General features: G+C 71.2%; 17 protein-coding genes and 1 pseudogene. 8 read left to right on the top strand and 10 right to left on the bottom strand.

Annotated features, from left to right (window positions below):
* The first annotated feature begins 67 nt into the window (after positions 1-67).
* Positions 68-427 carry a hypothetical protein gene (locus tag EXE52_RS13155; protein WP_086216754.1) on the top strand — a complete coding sequence of 120 codons (360 nt, stop codon included), beginning with the start codon at positions 68-70 and terminating at the stop codon, positions 425-427.
* A 27-nt stretch (positions 428-454) separates the two neighbouring features.
* On the opposite strand, the gene EXE52_RS13150 is transcribed toward EXE52_RS13155, so the two are convergent.
* The 8 genes and pseudogenes from EXE52_RS13150 to EXE52_RS13115 form a co-directional block, all read right to left on the bottom strand.
* A complete protein-coding gene (locus EXE52_RS13150) occupies positions 455-796 on the bottom strand; it encodes a DUF6176 family protein (RefSeq protein WP_089307585.1) in 342 nt (113 codons plus the stop codon).
* A gap of 76 nt (positions 797-872) precedes the next feature.
* Positions 873-2423: a deoxyribodipyrimidine photo-lyase gene (locus EXE52_RS13145; RefSeq protein ID WP_089307584.1), complete on the bottom strand. Its 1551-nt coding sequence runs from the start codon at positions 2421-2423 to the stop codon at positions 873-875.
* 71 nt (positions 2424-2494) lie between these two features.
* Complete coding sequence (locus EXE52_RS13140) at positions 2495-4939, bottom strand: DEAD/DEAH box helicase (RefSeq protein ID WP_089307583.1); 2445 nt, start codon at positions 4937-4939, stop codon at positions 2495-2497.
* A 123-nt stretch (positions 4940-5062) separates the two neighbouring features.
* Positions 5063-5728, bottom strand: a complete 666-nt coding sequence (locus EXE52_RS13135; protein WP_089307582.1) for a GNAT family N-acetyltransferase — start codon at positions 5726-5728, stop codon at positions 5063-5065.
* 104 nt (positions 5729-5832) lie between these two features.
* Positions 5833-6621: a mechanosensitive ion channel domain-containing protein gene (locus EXE52_RS13130; RefSeq protein WP_049929411.1), complete on the bottom strand. Its 789-nt coding sequence runs from the start codon at positions 6619-6621 to the stop codon at positions 5833-5835.
* Positions 6622-6624: 3 nt separating this feature from the next.
* A complete protein-coding gene (dacZ, locus tag EXE52_RS13125) occupies positions 6625-7434 on the bottom strand; it encodes a diadenylate cyclase DacZ (RefSeq protein WP_089307581.1) in 810 nt (269 codons plus the stop codon).
* A 155-nt stretch (positions 7435-7589) separates the two neighbouring features.
* Positions 7590-9208 (bottom strand): annotated as a pseudogene (locus EXE52_RS19160) (GMC family oxidoreductase).
* A 110-nt stretch (positions 9209-9318) separates the two neighbouring features.
* Positions 9319-10047, bottom strand: coding sequence for an SDR family NAD(P)-dependent oxidoreductase (locus EXE52_RS13115; protein WP_049929408.1), 729 nt, complete (start codon positions 10045-10047; stop codon positions 9319-9321).
* A gap of 269 nt (positions 10048-10316) precedes the next feature.
* Here EXE52_RS13115 and EXE52_RS13110 point away from each other — a divergent pair, with 269 nt between their 5' ends.
* The 4 genes from EXE52_RS13110 to EXE52_RS13095 all read left to right on the top strand — a co-directional run bounded on the left by EXE52_RS13110 (position 10317) and on the right by EXE52_RS13095 (position 14199).
* Positions 10317-10937, top strand: a complete 621-nt coding sequence (locus EXE52_RS13110; protein WP_089307579.1) for a class I SAM-dependent methyltransferase — start codon at positions 10317-10319, stop codon at positions 10935-10937.
* An 83-nt stretch (positions 10938-11020) separates the two neighbouring features.
* Positions 11021-12133: an aldo/keto reductase gene (locus EXE52_RS13105; protein ID WP_089307578.1), complete on the top strand. Its 1113-nt coding sequence runs from the start codon at positions 11021-11023 to the stop codon at positions 12131-12133.
* Positions 12134-12190: 57 nt separating this feature from the next.
* Complete coding sequence (locus EXE52_RS13100) at positions 12191-12847, top strand: hypothetical protein (protein WP_089307577.1); 657 nt, start codon at positions 12191-12193, stop codon at positions 12845-12847.
* Positions 12847-14199, top strand: a complete 1353-nt coding sequence (locus tag EXE52_RS13095) for a hypothetical protein (protein WP_137703730.1) — start codon at positions 12847-12849, stop codon at positions 14197-14199. The genes EXE52_RS13100 and EXE52_RS13095 overlap by 1 nt, the downstream gene beginning before the upstream one ends.
* A gap of 145 nt (positions 14200-14344) precedes the next feature.
* On the opposite strand, the gene EXE52_RS18540 is transcribed toward EXE52_RS13095, so the two are convergent.
* Positions 14345-14515 (bottom strand): HVO_0758 family zinc finger protein, encoded by a 171-nt coding sequence (locus tag EXE52_RS18540; protein WP_167373059.1) that lies wholly within the window; start codon positions 14513-14515, stop codon positions 14345-14347.
* A gap of 171 nt (positions 14516-14686) precedes the next feature.
* Between EXE52_RS18540 and EXE52_RS13090 the strand changes: the two genes are divergently transcribed.
* The 3 genes from EXE52_RS13090 (at position 14687) to EXE52_RS13080 (ending at position 17693) form a co-directional block, all read left to right on the top strand.
* The gene (locus EXE52_RS13090) at positions 14687-15871 is read left to right on the top strand and encodes an MFS transporter (protein WP_049929403.1); all 1185 of its coding nucleotides are present in this window, start codon (positions 14687-14689) and stop codon (positions 15869-15871) included.
* A gap of 110 nt (positions 15872-15981) precedes the next feature.
* Complete coding sequence (locus EXE52_RS13085) at positions 15982-17166, top strand: glycosyl transferase family 2 (RefSeq protein ID WP_089307576.1); 1185 nt, start codon at positions 15982-15984, stop codon at positions 17164-17166.
* 2 nt (positions 17167-17168) lie between these two features.
* Complete coding sequence (locus EXE52_RS13080) at positions 17169-17693, top strand: hypothetical protein (protein WP_089307575.1); 525 nt, start codon at positions 17169-17171, stop codon at positions 17691-17693.
* Positions 17694-17712: 19 nt separating this feature from the next.
* Here EXE52_RS13080 and EXE52_RS13075 read toward each other — a convergent pair whose 3' ends face one another.
* Positions 17713-18165: a DUF5804 family protein gene (locus tag EXE52_RS13075; protein ID WP_049929400.1), complete on the bottom strand. Its 453-nt coding sequence runs from the start codon at positions 18163-18165 to the stop codon at positions 17713-17715.
* Positions 18166-18219: the final 54 nt, after the last annotated feature.

Below are 18219 nucleotides of genomic sequence, written 5' to 3'. Positions count from 1 at the left end.
GGGCAGAACCGGCGCTGGCAGAGTCTGTCGCGGTGATTTATGAGCCCGCGGAATGAATGAAAGTGACATGTCACCGATCGCCGACGCGATCCTCGCGTTCGACGGGCCCGCGCCCCGGGTCGTCGCCGATCTCCGGAGCGTGTCGTTCGAGGTCGAACACGTCCGCGAGGACGTGGAGGACCGCTACTCGGACGCCGACCTCGACGAGGCGTACCAGCTGGTGATGTCGAACCAGATCACGGGCGACGACTTCAAGCGCCTCGTGGGGAAGAGTCGGTACGCTGCGCAGACGCTGTTCTTCGACGACCTGGTGGTGTTCCTCTTCCCGTCGAACCGATACGACGCGGTGTTCGCGTCGTTCGACTACGACGAGTCCTTCCCGGTGAACGAGCTGGTGAGCGCGGTCTCTGAGGCGACGACCGAGTGACCGCGCGGCGGAACCGGTTCCCGGGCGTTAGCGGTCGGGGTTTTCGAGGTGATAGAGGAGGTCGTACTCGCCGACGTTCTCGCCGGTTTCGAGGACCTCGCTCAGCACGCGCTCGTGCTCCTCGTCGATGTCGTGGGACGACTCCTCGTACGCCTCGTAGACCGCGTCGATGTCCTCGGCTTTCATATAGTAAACGAGGTAGTCCCCGTCGTCGGCGTGCTCGACGAACGCGGTCTCGGAGTACATCCCTTCGTTGCGCAGGGTTTCAACCGCCTCGGACTCTCGATCCCGAATCTCTCGCGCCCACGCTTCGAGCCGCTCGGTCGCTCCGGACTCGATCCGCTGTTTCGTGAGGACGACATCGACCATACGGCCGGGTCGCGCCCGTTTCACCTAACGGTTGTCCGCCTTTGTTAACTGTTGGCACGCTCTCGGACGGCGGGAGTCAGTCCTCCTCCGGGTCCTCGCCGCGGGCCCGCTTGTACATGGCGAGGGCCTCCTCGCGGCGCTCCGAGTGGTCGACGATCGGCGCGGGATACGCCGGGGCCGCGTTCGCGCGCTGTGTCGGCGACAGCTCGTGCCACTCGTGGATGAGGTCGGGCTCGACGCCGCGCAGTTCGGGGACGTACGCCGTGATGTACTCCGCGTCGGGGTCGTATCGCTCGCCCTGCGTCATGGGATTGAAGATGCGGAAGTACGGCTGCGCGTCGGTCCCCGTCGAGGCTGCCCACTGCCAGCCGCCGTTGTCGTTCGCGGTGTCGTGGTCGGCCAGCCGCTCGCGGAAGTGGTGGTAGCCGTGCCGCCAGTCCGCGAGCAGGTCCTTCGTGAGGAAGGAGGCGACGATCATCCGCACGCGGTTGTGCATGAACGCCTCCTCGCGCAGCTGGCGCATCCCGGCGTCGACGATGGGATATCCCGTCTCGCCGCGCTTCCACGCCGCGATCTCGTCGGGGTCGTCGCGCCAGTCGATCCCCTCCTCGTACTCCTTGTAGTTCGCCGTCACCACCTCGGGGTTGTGGAAGAGGACCTGCGTGTAGAACTCCCGCCACGCCAGCTGCTGTTGGAACTCCTCGACCTGCTCGGGGGCGTCGTCGGGCCGCGCGTCCGACGCCGCCTCGGCCATCGCCTCCTCGGTCGCCGCGTACGCCTCGCGGACGCCGATCTCCCCGTACTTGAGGAAGGTCGACAGCCGCGAGGTCGCGTCCTCGGCGGGGTAGTCGCGCTCGGCCTCGTAGGCGAACACCGCCTCGTCGAGGAAGTCGGAGAGGCGCTCGCGCGCGGCAGCGGTCCCCGCCGGCCCGACATCGGCGTCCGGCTCGGCGAAGCCGAGGTCGGCGGGCGTCGGGAGGTCGCCCACCGTGGCGACGGGGAGCGCGTCGACGCCGGCGTCGGCCACCGTCGCGTCGCCCGCGTCGGTCCCGTCGATAGCGTCGACCGCGTCTGTCAGTCGGTCTGCGGCGGCGAGCGCAGCGCCGGTCGGCGCGGAAAGGGGGTCGTCCTTCGCGCGGTCGGTCCACTTCTTCCAGTAGTAGCTGTACACGGAGTACGGGTCCCCGGCGTTCGTCCGGATCGCGTCGGGGTCGTGGAGGACCGCGTCGTGGTGGGCCTCTCGCGCGACGCCGGCCGCGTCGAGCGCGCGTCGAACCCCGGCGTCGCGCTCGCGGGCGAGCCCCGAGTAGTCGCGGTTCCAGACGACGCGCTCGGCGCCGAGCGCCTCGGCGAGGCGCGGGAGCAGCGCTTCAGGGTCCCCGTGCGCGACGATCAGGCCGCTCCCGCGCTCGCGGTACGCCTCGCGGAGCGCCGCGAGCCCGTCGAGCAGGCGGCGGACCCGCACGTCGCTCGCGTGGTCGAGCACGTCGGGGTCGAAGACGAAGACGGGCGCGGCGGGCCCCTGGTCGGCGTCTTCGCTCGTGTCTCCGTCGCCGGCCCCCGCGGCGGCCGCTAAGCCGACGTTGTCCGCGACTCTGAGGTCCCGTCGGTGCCAGAACAGCTCCATGGGATCCGCACGGACGCGTCCACCGTGAAACCACCGGGACCGACGGAGGCTTGACTGGCTCCGAGCAGGTCCTATCGAGCGTCCGCGTCGGCCCCCGTGAGCGATTCGAGCAGTCGCACGGCCGGCGCTTTCGCCAGCGGGTCGTTCCCGTTCCCGCAGTGGGGCGACTGGACGCAGGCGGGGCAGCCACCCTCGCAGCCGCAGGTGTCGATCAGCCGCGCGGTGCGGGTCATCAGCTCCTCGATCCGCCGGTGGCCGCGGCGCGTGAGTCCGACGCCGCCGGGGTAGCCGTCGTAGACGAACACCGCCGGCCCCTCAGTGTGCGGGTGGTGGGGCGTCGAGATCCCCCCCACGTCGGCCCGGTCGCACAGCAGGTGGAAAGGGAACAGCGAGATGATCCCGTGTTCGGCGGCGTGGATCCCGCCGTTGAACGCGTACTCGCCGCCCGGGATCGGCTCGCCGTCGACATCGACGCCCGAATCGGGCGCACCTCCGTCGGCGCTGACCTCGGGATCTCCGGCGTCCCCATCGTCGAGCGCGTCGCCGAGTCGCCGCATCTCGCGCTCGACGTCCGCGGGCACGGGGAAGTACAACGACTTCGTCCGTAGCGTCGTCTCCGGGAGGTCGAGCGTCGACTCGCCGAGCGACTCCCCGGTCGCCGCGTCTTTCCGCACGAACCCCGTGATCTGCTCGGTCACCGTGACGTCCGCGAACCGGACGGGCACGTCGGGGCGCGCCGAGAGCGCCCGCTCGTCGAGGTCCTCGTTCACGACGATGTCCTTGTCGGAGCGCACCTGCGTGTAGTAGTCCGCCCACGACTGCTGGAGCTCGGCCACGTCGCGGTCGAGGTCCAACTCGACCACCTCGTAGGTGCGGCCCTGCTGGTGGTAGATCGCGCCCGGGTGGGCGTCGCGGAGCGCGTCCGCGAAGCCGAGCGTCGCGACCGTCTCGCCGCTCGACCGCTCGATCAGCGATATCTCGCGCTCCTCGGCCGTGCGGAGGTTCACGGACTGCTGGGGGCTTCCGTCGCCGGCGTGGACCCAGCGCGTGCCCTTCGCGGCCTCGCGCCGTTCGAGGGCGCCCGCCTCGGTCAGGCCGGCGACGACGCCCGGGAACGTGTCGCCGAAGAAGCGCTCGTCGTCTGGAGAGAGCCAGTTCTCGTCGGCCGCGCAGGCGACGTGGCCGGGCATGAGCTGCCCGTTCTCCGGGTCGCAGATCGCGTCCTCCGGCGGCGCGTCGAAGAAGTCGCTCGGGTTGCGCATCAGGTACTGGTCGAGCTGGTCCTCGCCCCCGACCATGACGACCGTGGCCGGGTCGTCGCCGCGACCGGCCCGCCCCGCGCGCTGGTGCGCGGACATCCGCGTGCCGGGGTAGCCGTCCAGCACCACGGCGTCGAGCCCGCCCACGTCGACGCCGAGTTCGAGGGCGCTCGTCGACCAGACGCCGCGGAGGTCGCCCGCGTGGAGGTCGGCCTCGATCTCGCGGCGTCGGTCGTCGGTGAGCGCCGCCTGGTACGCGCCGACCTTCCCTGCGAGGTCGCGCTCCCCCCGCTCGCGGAGGTCGCTCGCGCTGTCGGTCGCGTACTGCTCGGCGGTCTGGCGGGCGCGGGTGAACGCGAGCGTCTGCTGGCCCGCCGTGACGAGGTCGACGAAGAGGCGCTTGCTCTCCGTGTGGCTCGACTTCCGGCGGCCGCTGCCGCGCTCCTGCCAGTCGTCGTCGTACTCGGGCGGGTTCCACAGCACCCAGTCGCGCGGCCCGCGCCCCGAGGTGTCCTCGTCGACGAGGGCGATCCCGTCGGGGTCGCGGCCGGTAACGGTCGCGACGTGGTCGACGGGGTTGTTGATCGTTGCCGAGCAGCAGACGAACTGCGGCGCGGAGCCGAATCGCTCGCAGGTTCGCGCGAGCCGGCGGAGGGTCAGCGCGACCTGCGAGCCGAACACGCCGCGGTAGCTGTGGACCTCGTCGATTACGACGTGCTCCAGCGAAGAGAAGAACCAGTCCCACAGGCGCCCCGCGTACGGGAGTAGCGCGTAGTGGAGCATGTCCGGGTTCGAGAGGAGGACGGTTGGGCGGCGGTCGCGCACGTCGCGCTTCTCCGCCCGCGAGAGCCGCCCGGTGTACGAGTCGACCGACACGCGGCTGCCGAAGCCGAGGTCGGCCGCGAGCTCGGACAGCGACTCCTCCTGGTCGGCTATCAGCGCGTTCTGCGGGCCGATGTACAGCGTGCGCCCGCCGTGGTCCATCGCGGCCTCGAACGCCGGGACGGTGTACGCGAGCGACTTGCCGCTGGCCGTCTCGGTCGCGAGCACGACATCGTCGCCGTCGCGGACCGCGCCGATGGCGTCGGCCTGATGCCGGTAGAGCCGCTCGATCCCGCGGTCCGCGAGCGCGTCGGCGAGCCGCGGTTCGAGGTCGACATCGGCGAACTCCGGCTCGCGCGCCGGGAGCCGCCGTTGGTCGGCGATCTGTCCCTCGTAGAAGGGGCGGTCTCGCAGCCACTCGATGGCGTCGTCCACGGTTACGATACCCTCGGGTCGGCGGGGCCTAACGGTTGCGGTGGCACCGAGGAGAGTGCGGTGTCGACCAGGCGGTTGCGGGAACGCTGTGGCGGCCAGTCGCCCGCGGGAGCGCCGTGCCGCTCAGTCGTCCGCGGGCGATCGCTCAGGCCCGCCGTCGGTCGGTGAGAGGTCGACCGCCGGCTCCGCGGGGCCCTCGCGGGCGAGCGGCGGCCAGCGGACCTCGGTCGCGATCGGCTGGTCGAGGTCGACCCGCATCCGGAGGTCGCCGCGCCGCTCGACGACTTCGAAGCCGACCGTCCGGTAGACGCTCCGCGCGGGGCGGTTCCCGGTCTCGACGTGGAGTTCGATCCCGTCGCGGCCGGCGGCCGCGGCGTTGGCGATCACGTGACGGCACAGCTCCGTCCCGACGCCGCGGTCCTGCGCGTCCGGGTGGACGAAGACGGCGAGTTCGGGGGTGTCGGCGTCGGTCGGGGTGTACATCGCGTGGCCGAACAGTTCGCCGTCCCGCTCGGCGACGACGTTGTTCCCCTCCGACAGCATGGATCGGATCCAGTCGACGCGCCGGCGCCGGCTCACCGGCGGGAGCCCCTGCGCGCGGTAGGGGCGGCCGAACCGCTCGTACATCTCTGCGAGGAACGGCTCGTCCGCGTCGGTCGCGGGCCGGATCGTCCAGCGCGCGCCCTCCTTGTCGACGAAGCGCGGACACCGCGGCGGGCAGTGCGGCGTCCCCTCGCACTCGCTCCCGTCCCAGCCGTCGCAAGCGGCGCTCGCGGTATCGGAGGTCATGTATCAACGTTGGCGTCGGGTCGTGTTATATGGTGACAACGACTTTCACAGCGTGAGAATCGGTAACGGAGTCGGCGTCGGCCGCAACGTGGTCGGATCGGGGGTTACTCCCGGATCAGCACGATCCCCTCGCGGAACACGACGTGGTTCGGGAGGACGTGCTCCTCGCCGTCGGTCTCGATGTGGGTGACGAAGAGGTCGACCTCCTGAACGACGCCGCGCTCGCCGGCGACGCGGACCTCGTCGCCGATGCCGTACGGCTGTCGGAGCAGGAGAAAGACGCCGGCGGCGGCCGACGCGACGAGGTCCTTCGTCGCGAGCGCGGCGAACAGCACCACCGCAAACGCGTACGCCGCGAGCAGCACGATGAGCGCGAGCGTCTGAACGCCCACCTGTCCGAGGGCGATGAGCGCGGCGACGTAGACGACGCTGTAGTTCACGACCGTCGGGAGGACGCCGAGTTCGGGGAGCTTGATCCCCCGGAGGCGCTCGGCGACGAGCAGCTCCGCCTTGTCGCCGACGACGACGCCGACGATGACGACGACGGCGGCGACGAACAGCCGCGGGAGGAAGGCGGCGACGCCGGACCAGAACTGTTCGAGGTAGTTCACGTCTGCGACCGTGAGGGCGACGATGACCGCGACGGCGACGATGAAGTAGCTCGACAGCTGCGCCAAGATCCGCACCGTCGAGGTGTCGAACTCGCGGGCTGTCCGCTCGAAGGTGGTCCCCTCGATCACCTCGGGGACGCCCGCCCGGCGGAGCAGCCGGCGGTTGATCACGCCGGTGAGGTACGCCAGCGCGAGACCGAAGAGGAGCACCGCCAGCGCCAGCCAGATCCGGTACCGCACGTTCAGGAGGAACTCTGGGACGGTGATCTGGACCGCGGACATGAGTCAGTACTCCTCCGGATCGATCTCCAAGACGAGTTCGCCCGCCTTGAACGCCCGGACGAGCCCGTCCGACTCGGAGAGGACGATCGCGGTCGAGTTGGTGTCGCGGGTGATCGCGGCTCCGGACATGTGGCGCGCGCCGAGGCCCTTCGGGATGTCGACCCCCTCGGCGGCGGGTTCGAGGTAACGGTACGCCGAGACGATCTTCCCGGAGTCGGAGACGACGAACGCGCCGTCCAGCCGCGAGAACTCCTTGAGCATGACGTTCACGATTGGGTCGCCGACGTGGACGTGGCTCTTCTCGAATGGGTTGTACGACAGCGGCCGCGACTTGTTCATCACCTTCCCCGCGTCGCCGACGACGAACAGCGCGCCCACCGGCTTCCCCTTTTGTCCCTTCTGACCGAGTTCGATCGCGACCTCGAACACGTCGCGGATCACGCTCGGCTCGGCGCGGGAGTTGGCGAACAGGTCGAAGATGCCGGTGTGGATACTCTCGTCGACGGTGACCCGGACGACCGCGTCCGAGCCGCCCTCGAAGACGGAGGCGACGCACGCGACCTCGTCGCCCTCGGAGACGAGGTCCGCGTCTATCGCGCCCTCGATGCCGAACCGGATCCGGTCTTTCACGTTGTCGAAGGGGAGCGGGAGATCGACGAACGTCTCAGCGTCGACGTCGTTGTCGGGCGCGACGACGACGACCTCGCTCCCGCCGTTCGCGAACCGCTCGTAGAAGGAGCTCGTCGGAGAGAACAGCAGCGCGGCGTCGACGTCAGCGACGAGGTCCGCTAGGTGGTCGGTGAGCGAGTCCATTGACGCAACTGACACGAGGAATCCGTATAGTCGTTGCGTCGGCGTCGTGCGTGCGTCTGACGCCGAGCGAGAGCGGCGGCGGCGCGGTCCGGAGCGAAGCGGCCAGCGGGGCGCGGTCCGGAACGAAGCGGCCGCTGGCGCGGGCCCGAACCAGGTCAGTCGTCGGCGGCTGCGGCCGGCTCCGTCGCGCTCGGCGTCGGCCGGTCGCGGATCAGGTCCGCCGCCCGCTCGGCGACGGCGATCGTCGGGGCGTTCGTGTTGCCGCCGACGAGCGTGGGCATCACGCTCGCGTCGACGACGCGGAGCCCCTCGACGCCGTGAACCCGAAGCTCCTCGTCCACGACCGCCGCCTCGTCGTCCCCCATCGCGCACGTGCCGACGGGGTGGTACACGGTGTGGCACGTGTCGCGGACGTGCCGGGCGATCGCCTCGTCGGTCTCGGCGTCCTCGCCGGGCCACACCTCGCGCCCGACGTGCCCGGCGAGCGCGTCCTGCCGGGCGATCTCGCGGGCGAGCTTGACCCCGTCCACGAGCGTTTCGAGGTCCGCGTCCGCGTCGAGGTAGTTCGGGTCGATGATAGGGTCGTCGAACGGGTCGGGCGAGCGAAGCGTGACGCGCCCGCGGCTCTCCGGCCGGAGTTGCGTCGCGCCGATCGACAGCCCCCGCCCGGTCTCGGGGTTCGCGAAGCCGTGGTCCATGAAGTACGAGGGAGCGAAGTGGAACTGGAGGTCGGGCCGGGAATCGGCGCCGTCGGTTCGGACGAACCCGCCGGCCTCGGCGACGTTGGAGGTCAGCTTCCCGCGCTTGCGGAGGAACCAGTTGAAGACGTCCAGCAGGCCGCCGGCGTCGTCGAGCGTGCTGATGTCGCCGTCGGTCTCGTAGACGGTGAACGCGAACAGGTGATCTTGGAGGTTCCGACCGACGCCGGGCGACGCCGTCTCGACATCGATGCCGTGGTCCGCGAGGTGGTCTGGGTCGCCCACGCCCGAGAGCATGAGGAGCTGCGGGGAGTTGACCGCGCCGGCGCTGAGGAGGACCTCCTCGGCGGCCCCCGCGGACCGGCTCTGATCGTCCTGACTGTACTGAACTCCCGTCGCGCGACCGTCCTCGATGGTCACCTCGGTCACCTGCGCGCCGGTCTCGGCGGTGAGGTTCGGTCGGTCGAGGGCGGGCTTGAGGTACGCGTCGGCGGCGCTGTGGCGTTCCCCGTTCTTCTGCGTGACATCCCCACGCCCTCCTGTGCCGCCCCGTTGAAGTCGTCCGTGCGGTCGTAGCCCGCCTGCGCAGCGGCGTCGACGAACGCCCGGGAGACCGGTCGCGGCGAGGACTGGTCCGTCACGTTGAGCGGCCCCGCGGACCCGTGGTAGGGCGATCCCGACGGCGTGAACGTCTCCGCCCGCTTGAAGTACTCCAGCATGGTCTCGTACCCCCAGCCGTTGTTGCCGAGGGCCGCCCAGTCGTCGTAGTCCGACGAGTGGCCGCGGATGTAGATCATCGCGTTCGTGGAGGAGCACCCGCCGAGCGTCTTACCGCGCGGCCAGTAGAGCCGTCGACCGCCGCAGCCGTCCTGCGGCTCGGTGTAGTACTCCCAGTCCGCGTCGCTCTCGAACAGCTCCGGAAAGCCCGCCGGGATCCGCATGTTCCGGTCGTCGTCGGGTGTGCCCGCTTCGAGGAGCAGCACGCTCCTGTCCGGGTCCGCGGTGAGTCGGTTCGCGAGGACGCAGCCCGCAGAGCCCGCCCCGACGACGACGAAGTCGTATTCCGTGTCTGTCATAGACTAGCATGTGAGAGACTAGTATTTAAACGGATCAGCGACTACGAGGTCGCTCGGGTCACGCCGAATATGACTGGACAGACCGGGGTCGAAGCCGACGGGGCCGCGCGTCAGTGCGTCGTCCACCCGCCGTCGATCGAGAGGTTGACTCCGGTGATGTACGAGGCCTTGTCCGAGACGAGGAACGCCGCCGGTTCTGCGATCTCTTCCGGTTCGGCGATGCGGCCGATCGGCGTCTGACTGAGGACGAACTCGTAGAAAGAGTCGTCGTTAAGCTCTGACGCAGTCATCTCGGTCTCGACGAAGCCGGGACAGATGCTGTTCACCCGGACGCCGGCGTCGGCGTAATCGACGGCCGTCGTTCGGGTGAAGTTGACGACAGCGCCCTTCGCGGTCGCGTACGCGGCCGTCTGCGGTCCCCCGACCAGTCCGAACACCGACGCGACGTTGAGGACCGCCCCCGAGGACTCGCGCAGGTACGGCATGGCTGCTCGCGTCCCGTAGATGACGCCGTTGAGATTGACCTCTAACAACTTGTGCCAGTCCTCGAGCGACGTCTCCTCGACCGTTCCAGTGAGCCCGATCCCGGCATTGTTCACGAGGATGTCCAACCCGCCGTGTTCCTCGACCGTCTGTTCGACCAGCGATTCGACGGATTCGTACGACGAGACGTCGCACTGGACGAACGAACAGCCGAGCTCCTCGGCGGTCTCTCGTCCCGCCTCCTCGGTCCGGTTCGCGATCACGACCGACGCCCCTTGATCGACGAACTCCGCAGCGATGGCCTTCCCGATGCCGGCCGAGCCGCCGGTGACGATAGCGGTCTTTCCGTCGAGCATATTTACTCGTTTGTGTGTATATTTTGTATTTCTTTCGGAATATTGATACTGATATGTACTTCCCTCGTTTCGTTGTACCGGGAATCCGCCGGGCGTTTGAAGTCCGCTACGACCGTACCAACGGGTTTAAACGCGCGATAACGGCCGCGTACGGAGTACGAACGTCGGAGGGCCGTCGGCGCCTGACGCGTCCGAGCGGGCCGCGGCGGCGTCGGCGCACACCGCGCGCCGTTCGACGGCGTTATGCCTCGCTGCCAGAATCGTTATCCGTGAACATCAACACCGTCCGAGACTCCTGGACGAACCGGACGGGCGAATACTCGCCGGCGTACTACGCCCACCGCGGGCCGAACGAGACGAGCGAGCTGATCCGTGAGGGCCTCGACGCGCGCCTCGACCGCGACGCGGCCGTCCTCGAGCTGGGGTGCGGGTCGGGCCGGCACCTCGACCACCTCGCAACCCACGGCTTCGAGGACCTCTCTGGCGTCGACATCAACCCCGGGGCGTTCGACGAGATGCGGGACGCCTACCCCGAGCTCGCCGCCGACGGGACCTTTCACTGCGGCGCGATAGAGGACGTGGTCGGCGGGTTTGACGACGGCGCGTTCGACGCGGTGTTCTCGGTCGAGACGCTACAACACCTCCATCCGGACGCCGAGCCGGCCTTCGAGGAGATAGCGCGGATCACCGACGAGCTTCTGATCACGGCCGAGATCGAGGCCCCGACGCAGGGGTCGGCGTCAGCTCCGCCGGACGTGAACTACGTCGACGAGGGGACGCCGCTGTTCTACCGGGACTGGGGCGAGGTGTTCACCTCGCTCGGGCTCGTCGAGGTCGACGTCACCCGCGGGAAGCGAGACACCACGCGGACCTTCCGCGCGTCCCGTTGACAGACGCCCGTTCCTGACGCGGTGTGAGCGCGACCGGCGGTCTCCCGCGCGACTTTTACCCGCGAGCCGACAACTCCGGACACATGGCGACTCGCGAGGCCCTCTGGGGGTACCGGAACCGGTTCGGCGACGCCTTCGGGCGCACCTACTTCCGGCGGTTCGGTCCCGGCGTCGTCTCCAGCGTCGGGATCGGGACGTACCTCGGCGACCCGACGCCCGCGGTCGACGAGACCTCGCGCGAGTCGATCGAGCTGGCGCTCCGGTCCGGCGTGAACCACGTGGACACCGCGGCCAACTACCGCTGCGGCCGCGCCGAGCGCGTCGTCGGCGAGGCGCTCCGGGACGCCCCCCTCGACCGGGAGTCGGTGGTCGTCGCCACGAAGGGCGGCTTCCTCCCGTTCGACGGCGAGCGACCGAGCGACCCGAGCGCGTACGTCCGCGAGCGCTTCGTCGAGCCGGGGATCGTCGACCCCGACGACCTCGCGAACGGGGCGCACGCGATGACCCCCGACTTCCTGGAGTGGTCGCTCGACCGCTCGCTCGACCGGCTCGGCCTCGACGCGGTCGACTGCTTCTACGTCCACAACCCCGAGACGCAGCTCGCTGTCAGGTCGCGTGGCGACGTGTACGACGCGCTCGAAGTCGCGTTCGAGGCGCTCGAACGCCGGCGCGCCGCGGGCGACGTCGGGGCTTACGGCGTCGCGACGTGGGACGCGTTCCGCGTTGCGGAGGACGGCGACCGGTACCTCTCGCTCGCGGAGGTGCTCTCGCGGGCCGAGGCCGCCGGCGAGGCGGTCGGCCCCGACGACGACCACGGGCTCGCGGCGGTCCAGGTCCCCTTCAACGTCGCGATGGCGGACGCGTTCACCCGGCGGAACCACCGCGCGCCGTCCGAGGGTGACGCGGACGGGCCCGTCTCGGCGCTCTCGTTCGCCCACGAGGCCGGGCTCTCTGTGGTGACGAGCGCGAGCATCGGACAGGGAGACCTCGCGGTCGAGGGCGCGGTCCCGCCCGACGTCGACGCGACGCTCGCCGGGGAGACGCCGGCCCAGCGCGCGCTCAACTTCGCGCGGAGCGCACCGGGCGTCACCTCGTCGCTCGTCGGCACGACCGACCCCGACCACGTCCGCGAGAACGTCGCCGCCGGCACCTTCGACCCGCTGGGCGCGTCGGCGTTCGACGCCGTCTTCGAGTGACCGCGGACGACGACCGGCCCCAAAAGAGGTTTACCCGGACCGACGGTATCGCCTCCTATGTCCCCCAGCCGACGAGCCCTCCTCCGCGGCGGCGCCATCGGCGCTATCGCCGCGCTCGCCGGCTGCTCCGGCGCGGACGGCACAGGATCGGAGTCGGTCCGACGGCAGGTCTCCGGGACGGACACGGACCCGACCGTCCTGAAGCCGCGGAACCCGAGCGGCGACCCGGTCCTCCTCGACGGGAGCGCGACCAACGGCGCCGGAGAGCCCGTCGCGATCGACCGCGAGCTCGTCACGAGCGCCGAGCGGGCGGCCGAGCTGCTCGTGGCCGAGGACGTCGCCGAGGCGGACCGCGATCGGATCCGGTCGTTCCTCGACGAGACCGACTACGACGCGGAGACGGTGTACGTGTCGCCCGCCGGCATCGAGTCGTGCGAACGACTCCACATCGAGTCCGTCTCGTGGGATCCCGGGCACGTGGAGTTCGAGTACTGCCGCGAGCTCAGGCCGCCGGACGAGGCCTGCGAGGCCGACGCGCGGGTCGCGCTCGCCCTCCTCTTCCGGCTTCCGGTCGTCCTCGACGACCGGCTCACCGGGTCCGGCTCCAGCGGTAGGTCGCCGTGTCGGACTACAGACACGGAGTACGCGGTGATCGACGGGAACGCGACCGTCCCCGGGAACGCCACGGCGACCGACGAGTGGGGTGAGCTCTGATGCCGCGGGGGCTCACCCGGCGCGGCGCGCTCGCCGCCGCCGGCGCCGCCGCGCTCGGCTCGCTCGCCGGCTGCTCGGGCCGAGGGAGCGAGCGGCGGTTCTGGGACGACCCGCCGTCGCTCGACGTCGACGCCGTTCCACGCGAGTTCGACGATTCCGTCCCGGCTCGGCCGCGGATCGTCCCCGTCGGCTTCGAGCCGGAGGTCGCCGCCGCGTTCGCGGACCGCGTCGACCGCCTGCTCAGCCCGATCCCGGACCCCCTGACCGCGGAGCGGCTCCCGCACGGCGGGTTCCGCGGGCGCATCGAGGCGGAGCGGGCGGCGGCCCGCGAGGCGCTGCCGGGACCCGACGAGCCGCTCGTTCCGCTGGAAGCGGTTGAGCGGTACTCAACGGCGCGCGATCACGCCGCGAGCGCCGTCGGCACGTGGGCGGGCGTGACCGTCGAGGGCGATCCGGGAGCGGTGGCGCCCGACGTCGGGGCGGTGCGTCAGCGCGCGTCTGAGACGCTGGACGCGCTCCCCGGTCCCGCCGCGGACCCCCTGGCGGGCGCCGCGGTCTACGGCCCGATCGAGCGGTGGTACGACGAGGCGCTCCGCCGGACGCTGGTCGGCAGCGGGAGTCCGGCCGACGAGGCGAACCCGATCCGCGCGGGAGAGGCGGTCGGAGACGTCGAGCGGGTCCAGTCGTACGTCGAGGCGGGACGGTACCTCGGCGACCGGTACGCGGCCTCGCTCGCCGACCCGCAGCCGGTCGCCGAACCGATCCGCCGCGAGATGGACCGCCTCGGCAGCGCGGTCGGCGACCGGCTCCGCGAGCTCCACGGCGAGGGGGTCGAGGACCTCAGGGAGAACCCCGGCCCGGAGGCCTTCGTCGACGAGCGCGCCGTCGCGCGGGACGCGCCGAGCGCCGACCTCCTGTCGAGCGCGGTCTACCGGAGCTTCGACGGGCTGTGGTTCGACCCGGTCGCGGTCGGCGAGTACGAGCCCGACCACCCGGCGACCGGGCTGACCCGGACCGCGCTCGTCCAGACCCGGCTCCGAGCGGTCGACGCCGTCGCCGCGCGCGTCGAGGCGGGCGACACGATGTTCCCGGACGACGCCGCGGCGATCGGCGCGGCGCGGGGCGCGGCGGTTGAGTCCGCCGCGGCGCTCGCGGAGAGCGAGAACCCGCTGGCGCGGTGGCTGGCGACGCAGTTCCTGCCGCTGTTCGCGGAGCAGGACGACGCGCTCGCGGCCGACGAGCGGAGCGCGCTCTCGGCCGCCACGGCGTACGCCGAGTACCGGTGGATCGAGATCGTCGCGGACGAGGCGGGGGCGGTGGCGGAGTCGGTCGCGACGGCGATCGATTCGTGAACGGCGACGGTCAGCGAGGAGAGGCGCGAGCGGTAGTCGAAGTCCGGCAGCGCGGCGGAGGCCGGTGCGGTGCGGGGGAGAGCGATTCGGAGCGGAGTGGTGCGGCGCGGGGGCCGGTGCGGTGCGACGACGGGCGAGACGACGGTCAGCGGAGCTCCTTGAACCGGCTTCCGCACTCCGGACAGATGCGGACGGAGAACACTTCGTCGGGGTCGTTCTCCTTTTTCAACACCTTTTCGCAGTCGGCACAGTTCAGCCGCTCGTAGGTGTCCTTCATCAGGTCGCCGTCGCGGAGTCCCTTGCGCGTGGATTTCATACTCCGCCGTTCGTCGTCGGGGCGGATAAAAACCCCGTACGACATCGGTCTGACGCGTCGAGCGAGATCGGCACCCGGCGGAGGGACGCGGCCGCAGCCCGCGAGCGGCTCCCGAGATCCGGGTGCGTGCGCTTCCGCAACGCTTGTGTCCGGGCGCGGAGAACCGCCGCCGTGTCACGGACCCGGCTGTTCGGATCGCTTTGCGCGCTGGTGTTCCTCGTCAACTTCGCGCGCGTCGTGTTCGCCCCTCTGGTGGGAGAGTTCATCGACGCGTTCGGGATCCGCGAGGGGACCGCCGGGCTCATCGTCACGCTCGCGTGGCTCGGCTCGGCCGCGCCGCGCATCCCGGCCGGCTGGGCGCTCACGCGCTTCGCGCGGCGGCGCGTCATCCTCGTCTCCGGCGCGATGCTGACCGCGGGGGCGCTCGGCGTCGCCCTCGCGCCGAGCGTGCTCGCGCTGATGGTCGCCGCCTTCGCGATCGGCTTAGCCTCCGGCGTCTACTTCGTCGCCGCGAACCCGTTCATCGCGGAGCTGTTCCCGCAGCGCGTCGGACGCGTGATGGGCGTTCACGGCATGGCCAGCCAGCTCGCCGCCGTCATCGCCGCGCCCGCCGTCACCGTCGCGCTGTGGTACGACTGGCGGTACGCCTTCTACGCGCTCGCGCTCGCCGCGGCCGCCAGCACGGTCGTGTTCGTCGCGCTCGCGCGGCGGACTGACCTCCCGGACGCCGGCGCGAGCGACACCGACTTCCTCGGGGCCGCCCGCGGCGAGTGGAAGCTGATCCTCGCGGGCATCGTGCTGATGGGCCTCACGAGCTTCGTCTGGCAGGGCCTGTTCAACTTCTACGAGCTGTACATGATCGACAAGGACCTGACGCGGTCGACCGCGCGGAACCTCTTGACGGTGATCTTCGCCGCCGGCGTGCCCGCCTTCCTCGTTTCGGGCGACCTCGCCGACCGGCTTCCCCACGTCCCGTACCTGCTCGGCATCGTCACGGCGTTCGTCGGCGGGGTCGTCCTCGTGGTCGTCGCCGAGGGGCTGGCGGCGGTGATCGCCGCGAGCGTCGTCGTGGGGTTCGCCATCCACATGCTGTTCCCCGCTGGCGACACGTACCTGCTCGCGTCGCTGCCGGACGAGTCCCGCGCGTCGGCGTACGCGATGTTCTCGGCCGGGATGATGTCAACGCAGGCGGCCGGCTCCTGGGCCGTCGGCGAGGCGATCGAGGCGGGCGCGACGTACGACGCCGTCTTCCTCTCGCTCGCCGGGGGGCTGGCGCTCCTCGTCGCGGCGTACGCGGTGCTGTACCGCCTCGGACGCGTTCCCGGGGGCGCGGCGGGCGCGACGCGGAGGGTCTGAGGCGACGCCCCGAGCGCCGACCTCGCGGCCCGGCCGACCCCCCGGTCGGGGACCGACGCCGGGTTGGGGCACCGCACCTGTTTTGGTCGTCGCTCCCGTGTGATCGGTAAATGGAGTACGTTCAGGAGCGCGTGACGACCCTCCACGCGTTGACCGACCACCGGCCCGACGCCCCCACGGACCGCGCGGCGGTCGTCGTGCCGATGACCGAGCGCGAGTACGGGACGCTCGCGGCCGAGCGCGTGCTCTCGACGCTAGAGACGGTCGACCCCGCCCGCGTGATCGTTCCGCTCCGGGCGTCGCCCGACCGCGCCGGCCCGTTCGCGGACTGGCTCGACGGGTTCGACCTCGACGTCGAGACGCTGTGGTGCGACGGCCCCGAGCTCGCCTCGCTGCTCGAAGCGCGCGGGCTCGACGGCGACCGCGGCAAGGGTCGGGACGTGTGGCTCGCCCTCGGTCGCGCGCTCGACGAGGAGTTCGTCGTCGTCCACGACGCCGACACGAAGACCTACTCGCCGGCGTTCGTGAACCGGCTGCTGTTCCCGCTCGGGGAAGGGTACGCGTTCTCGAAGGGGTACTACGCCCGCGTCGAGGACGGCTCGCTGTACGGGCGGCTGTTCAGGCTGTTCTTCCGGCCGCTCGTCCGCGCGCTCGGCGACGCCGCGCCGGGGCGGGAGCCGGACGTGCTGGCGTACCTCTCGGCGTTCCGCTACGCGCTCGCCGGCGAGTTCGCGGCGACGAGCGAGCTCGTCTCCGAGCTCCGCGTCCAGCGCGGCTGGGGGCTGGAGGTCGGCACGCTCGGCGAGGCGTTCGACCACGCCGGGTTCGCCGACAGCGCGCAGGTCGACCTGGGGAGCTACGAGCACGACCACCGCTCCGTCGAGGGGCCGACCGGCCTCGCGGACATGAGCCGGGCGGTCGGCGAGGCGACCCTGCGCGCGGTCGAAGACGCCGGCGTCGACGTCGACTACGACGGCCTCGCCGAGCGCTACCGCGAGGCCGCGGAGACGCTGGTCGACGGGTACGCGACCGACGCGGCGTTCAACGGGCTCTCGTACGACGCCGCCGACGAGCGGTCACAGGTGGCGACGTACGCCGAGGCGCTGGGGGAGCCCGGGCCGGACACTCGACTCCCGGCCTGGCGGAACGCTCCCGTCGACCCCGACGAGGTCTTCGAGGCCGCGACCGCCGACCTCGACGGGGCTCGGGGCGGGGGCACGGACGGCGGAACCGGCGCCGGCGGCAGCCCCGCGACCGACGCCGGACAGACGGGGCCCGCGCCGGGGGAGGACTGACGATGGCGCACGGGAGCGGGCCGAGCGTGGCCGCACGCGACGACCTCGCCGGCGTCGTCGACCTGTTCGAGTGGCTCACCCGCGCCGAGCTCTCGCGGGCGCTCTCAGAGCTGGCGTTCAAACAGCGGACCGAGGCCGACGAGGCCGCCATCGACGCCGCGATCGGCCTCGCGGTCGACGAGTACGCGCTCGTGCCGGCGCCGGACGGGGCGCTCTCCGGGGACGACGTGACGGGCCACACCGCCGAATCGACCGCGCTCGCGGTCGGTCCCGCCGCGTTCCCGACGCTCCCGGAGGGCGCCGAGGACCTCCCGCACATCCTCGACGTGCCCGACCGGGGCGTCGACCGCGAGGCGCTCGCGGACGCGGTCCTCGACCGGCTCCGCCGCGAGGCGGTGACGGCGATAGACGAGGGGGACGCCGAGCGACTGGAAACGCTCGCGGACGTGACCTACGACGTGGAGGCGTGGGCGCCGGTCGACGTGGGCCCGGTCCGGACGCGGATCCTCGCCGAAGTGGACGAGTGACGGCGTCGGACTCGGGAGCTTACCCCGAGAACTCTGACTCGCTCACGCGGACGACGAGCGTCTCGTCGACATCGCGGAGGTCGTACTCGGGCGTCTCGCCCTGTCGCCGCCGGACGTAGAGGGGTTCGACCGGGAGACCGTCGACGAGACCGAACACCTTCAATCGCTGGTCGGTCTCCTCGGGCGGCACGTCGCCGTCGCGGACCTCGCGGGCGAGGTCGCGGGAGAGCCACTCGTCGGACGCGACGGAGGGCTCTAACACGAGCGCCTCCTCGACGAAGCGGACGAGGTACCAGTCGAGGTCGTTGAGGAGCGAGACGGCGGCGCCGAGGCTCACGGTGTCGACGGCGACGCTGTTCTCGAACGGCTCCTCGATTCGGTAGGTCGCGAGCGCGTCGCGAGCCGTCTCGCGGGAGAGCAGCTCGTAGGAGAGCTCCACGTCGGGGTCGCCGAGGAGACACACCCGCGTCATGGTCCCACGTCGGACCGGCCGGCGCAAATCCGTTGCGGTCGGCGAGCCGTGGAG

It is taken from the genome of Halorubrum sp. CGM4_25_10-8A (assembly GCF_005435025.1).
In the GTDB taxonomy this organism is placed as follows: Archaea; Halobacteriota; Halobacteria; order Halobacteriales; family Haloferacaceae; genus Halorubrum; species Halorubrum ezzemoulense.
The sequence above is the reverse complement of the archived record's forward strand: the minus strand, read 5'-3'. Positions and strand labels throughout refer to the sequence as shown.

Bases quoted from the DNA above. Each gene is read 5' to 3' on its own strand.
- EXE52_RS13155 (WP_086216754.1), top strand. From the start codon at position 68: ATGTCACCGATCGCCGACGCGATCCTCGCGTTCGACGGGCCCGCGCCC.
- EXE52_RS13150 (WP_089307585.1), bottom strand. From the start codon at position 796: ATGGTCGATGTCGTCCTCACGAAACAGCGGATCGAGTCCGGAGCGACC.
- EXE52_RS13145 (WP_089307584.1), bottom strand. From the start codon at position 2,423: ATGGAGCTGTTCTGGCACCGACGGGACCTCAGAGTCGCGGACAACGTC.
- EXE52_RS13135 (WP_089307582.1), bottom strand. From the start codon at position 5,728: ATGACCTCCGATACCGCGAGCGCCGCTTGCGACGGCTGGGACGGGAGC.
- EXE52_RS13130 (WP_049929411.1), bottom strand. From the start codon at position 6,621: ATGTCCGCGGTCCAGATCACCGTCCCAGAGTTCCTCCTGAACGTGCGG.
- dacZ (WP_089307581.1), bottom strand. From the start codon at position 7,434: ATGGACTCGCTCACCGACCACCTAGCGGACCTCGTCGCTGACGTCGAC.
- EXE52_RS13115 (WP_049929408.1), bottom strand. From the start codon at position 10,047: ATGCTCGACGGAAAGACCGCTATCGTCACCGGCGGCTCGGCCGGCATC.
- EXE52_RS13105 (WP_089307578.1), top strand. From the start codon at position 11,021: ATGGCGACTCGCGAGGCCCTCTGGGGGTACCGGAACCGGTTCGGCGAC.
- EXE52_RS13100 (WP_089307577.1), top strand. From the start codon at position 12,191: ATGTCCCCCAGCCGACGAGCCCTCCTCCGCGGCGGCGCCATCGGCGCT.
- EXE52_RS13095 (WP_137703730.1), top strand. From the start codon at position 12,847: ATGCCGCGGGGGCTCACCCGGCGCGGCGCGCTCGCCGCCGCCGGCGCC.
- EXE52_RS18540 (WP_167373059.1), bottom strand. From the start codon at position 14,515: ATGAAATCCACGCGCAAGGGACTCCGCGACGGCGACCTGATGAAGGAC.
- EXE52_RS13085 (WP_089307576.1), top strand. From the start codon at position 15,982: ATGGAGTACGTTCAGGAGCGCGTGACGACCCTCCACGCGTTGACCGAC.
- EXE52_RS13080 (WP_089307575.1), top strand. From the start codon at position 17,169: ATGGCGCACGGGAGCGGGCCGAGCGTGGCCGCACGCGACGACCTCGCC.
- EXE52_RS13075 (WP_049929400.1), bottom strand. From the start codon at position 18,165: ATGACGCGGGTGTGTCTCCTCGGCGACCCCGACGTGGAGCTCTCCTAC.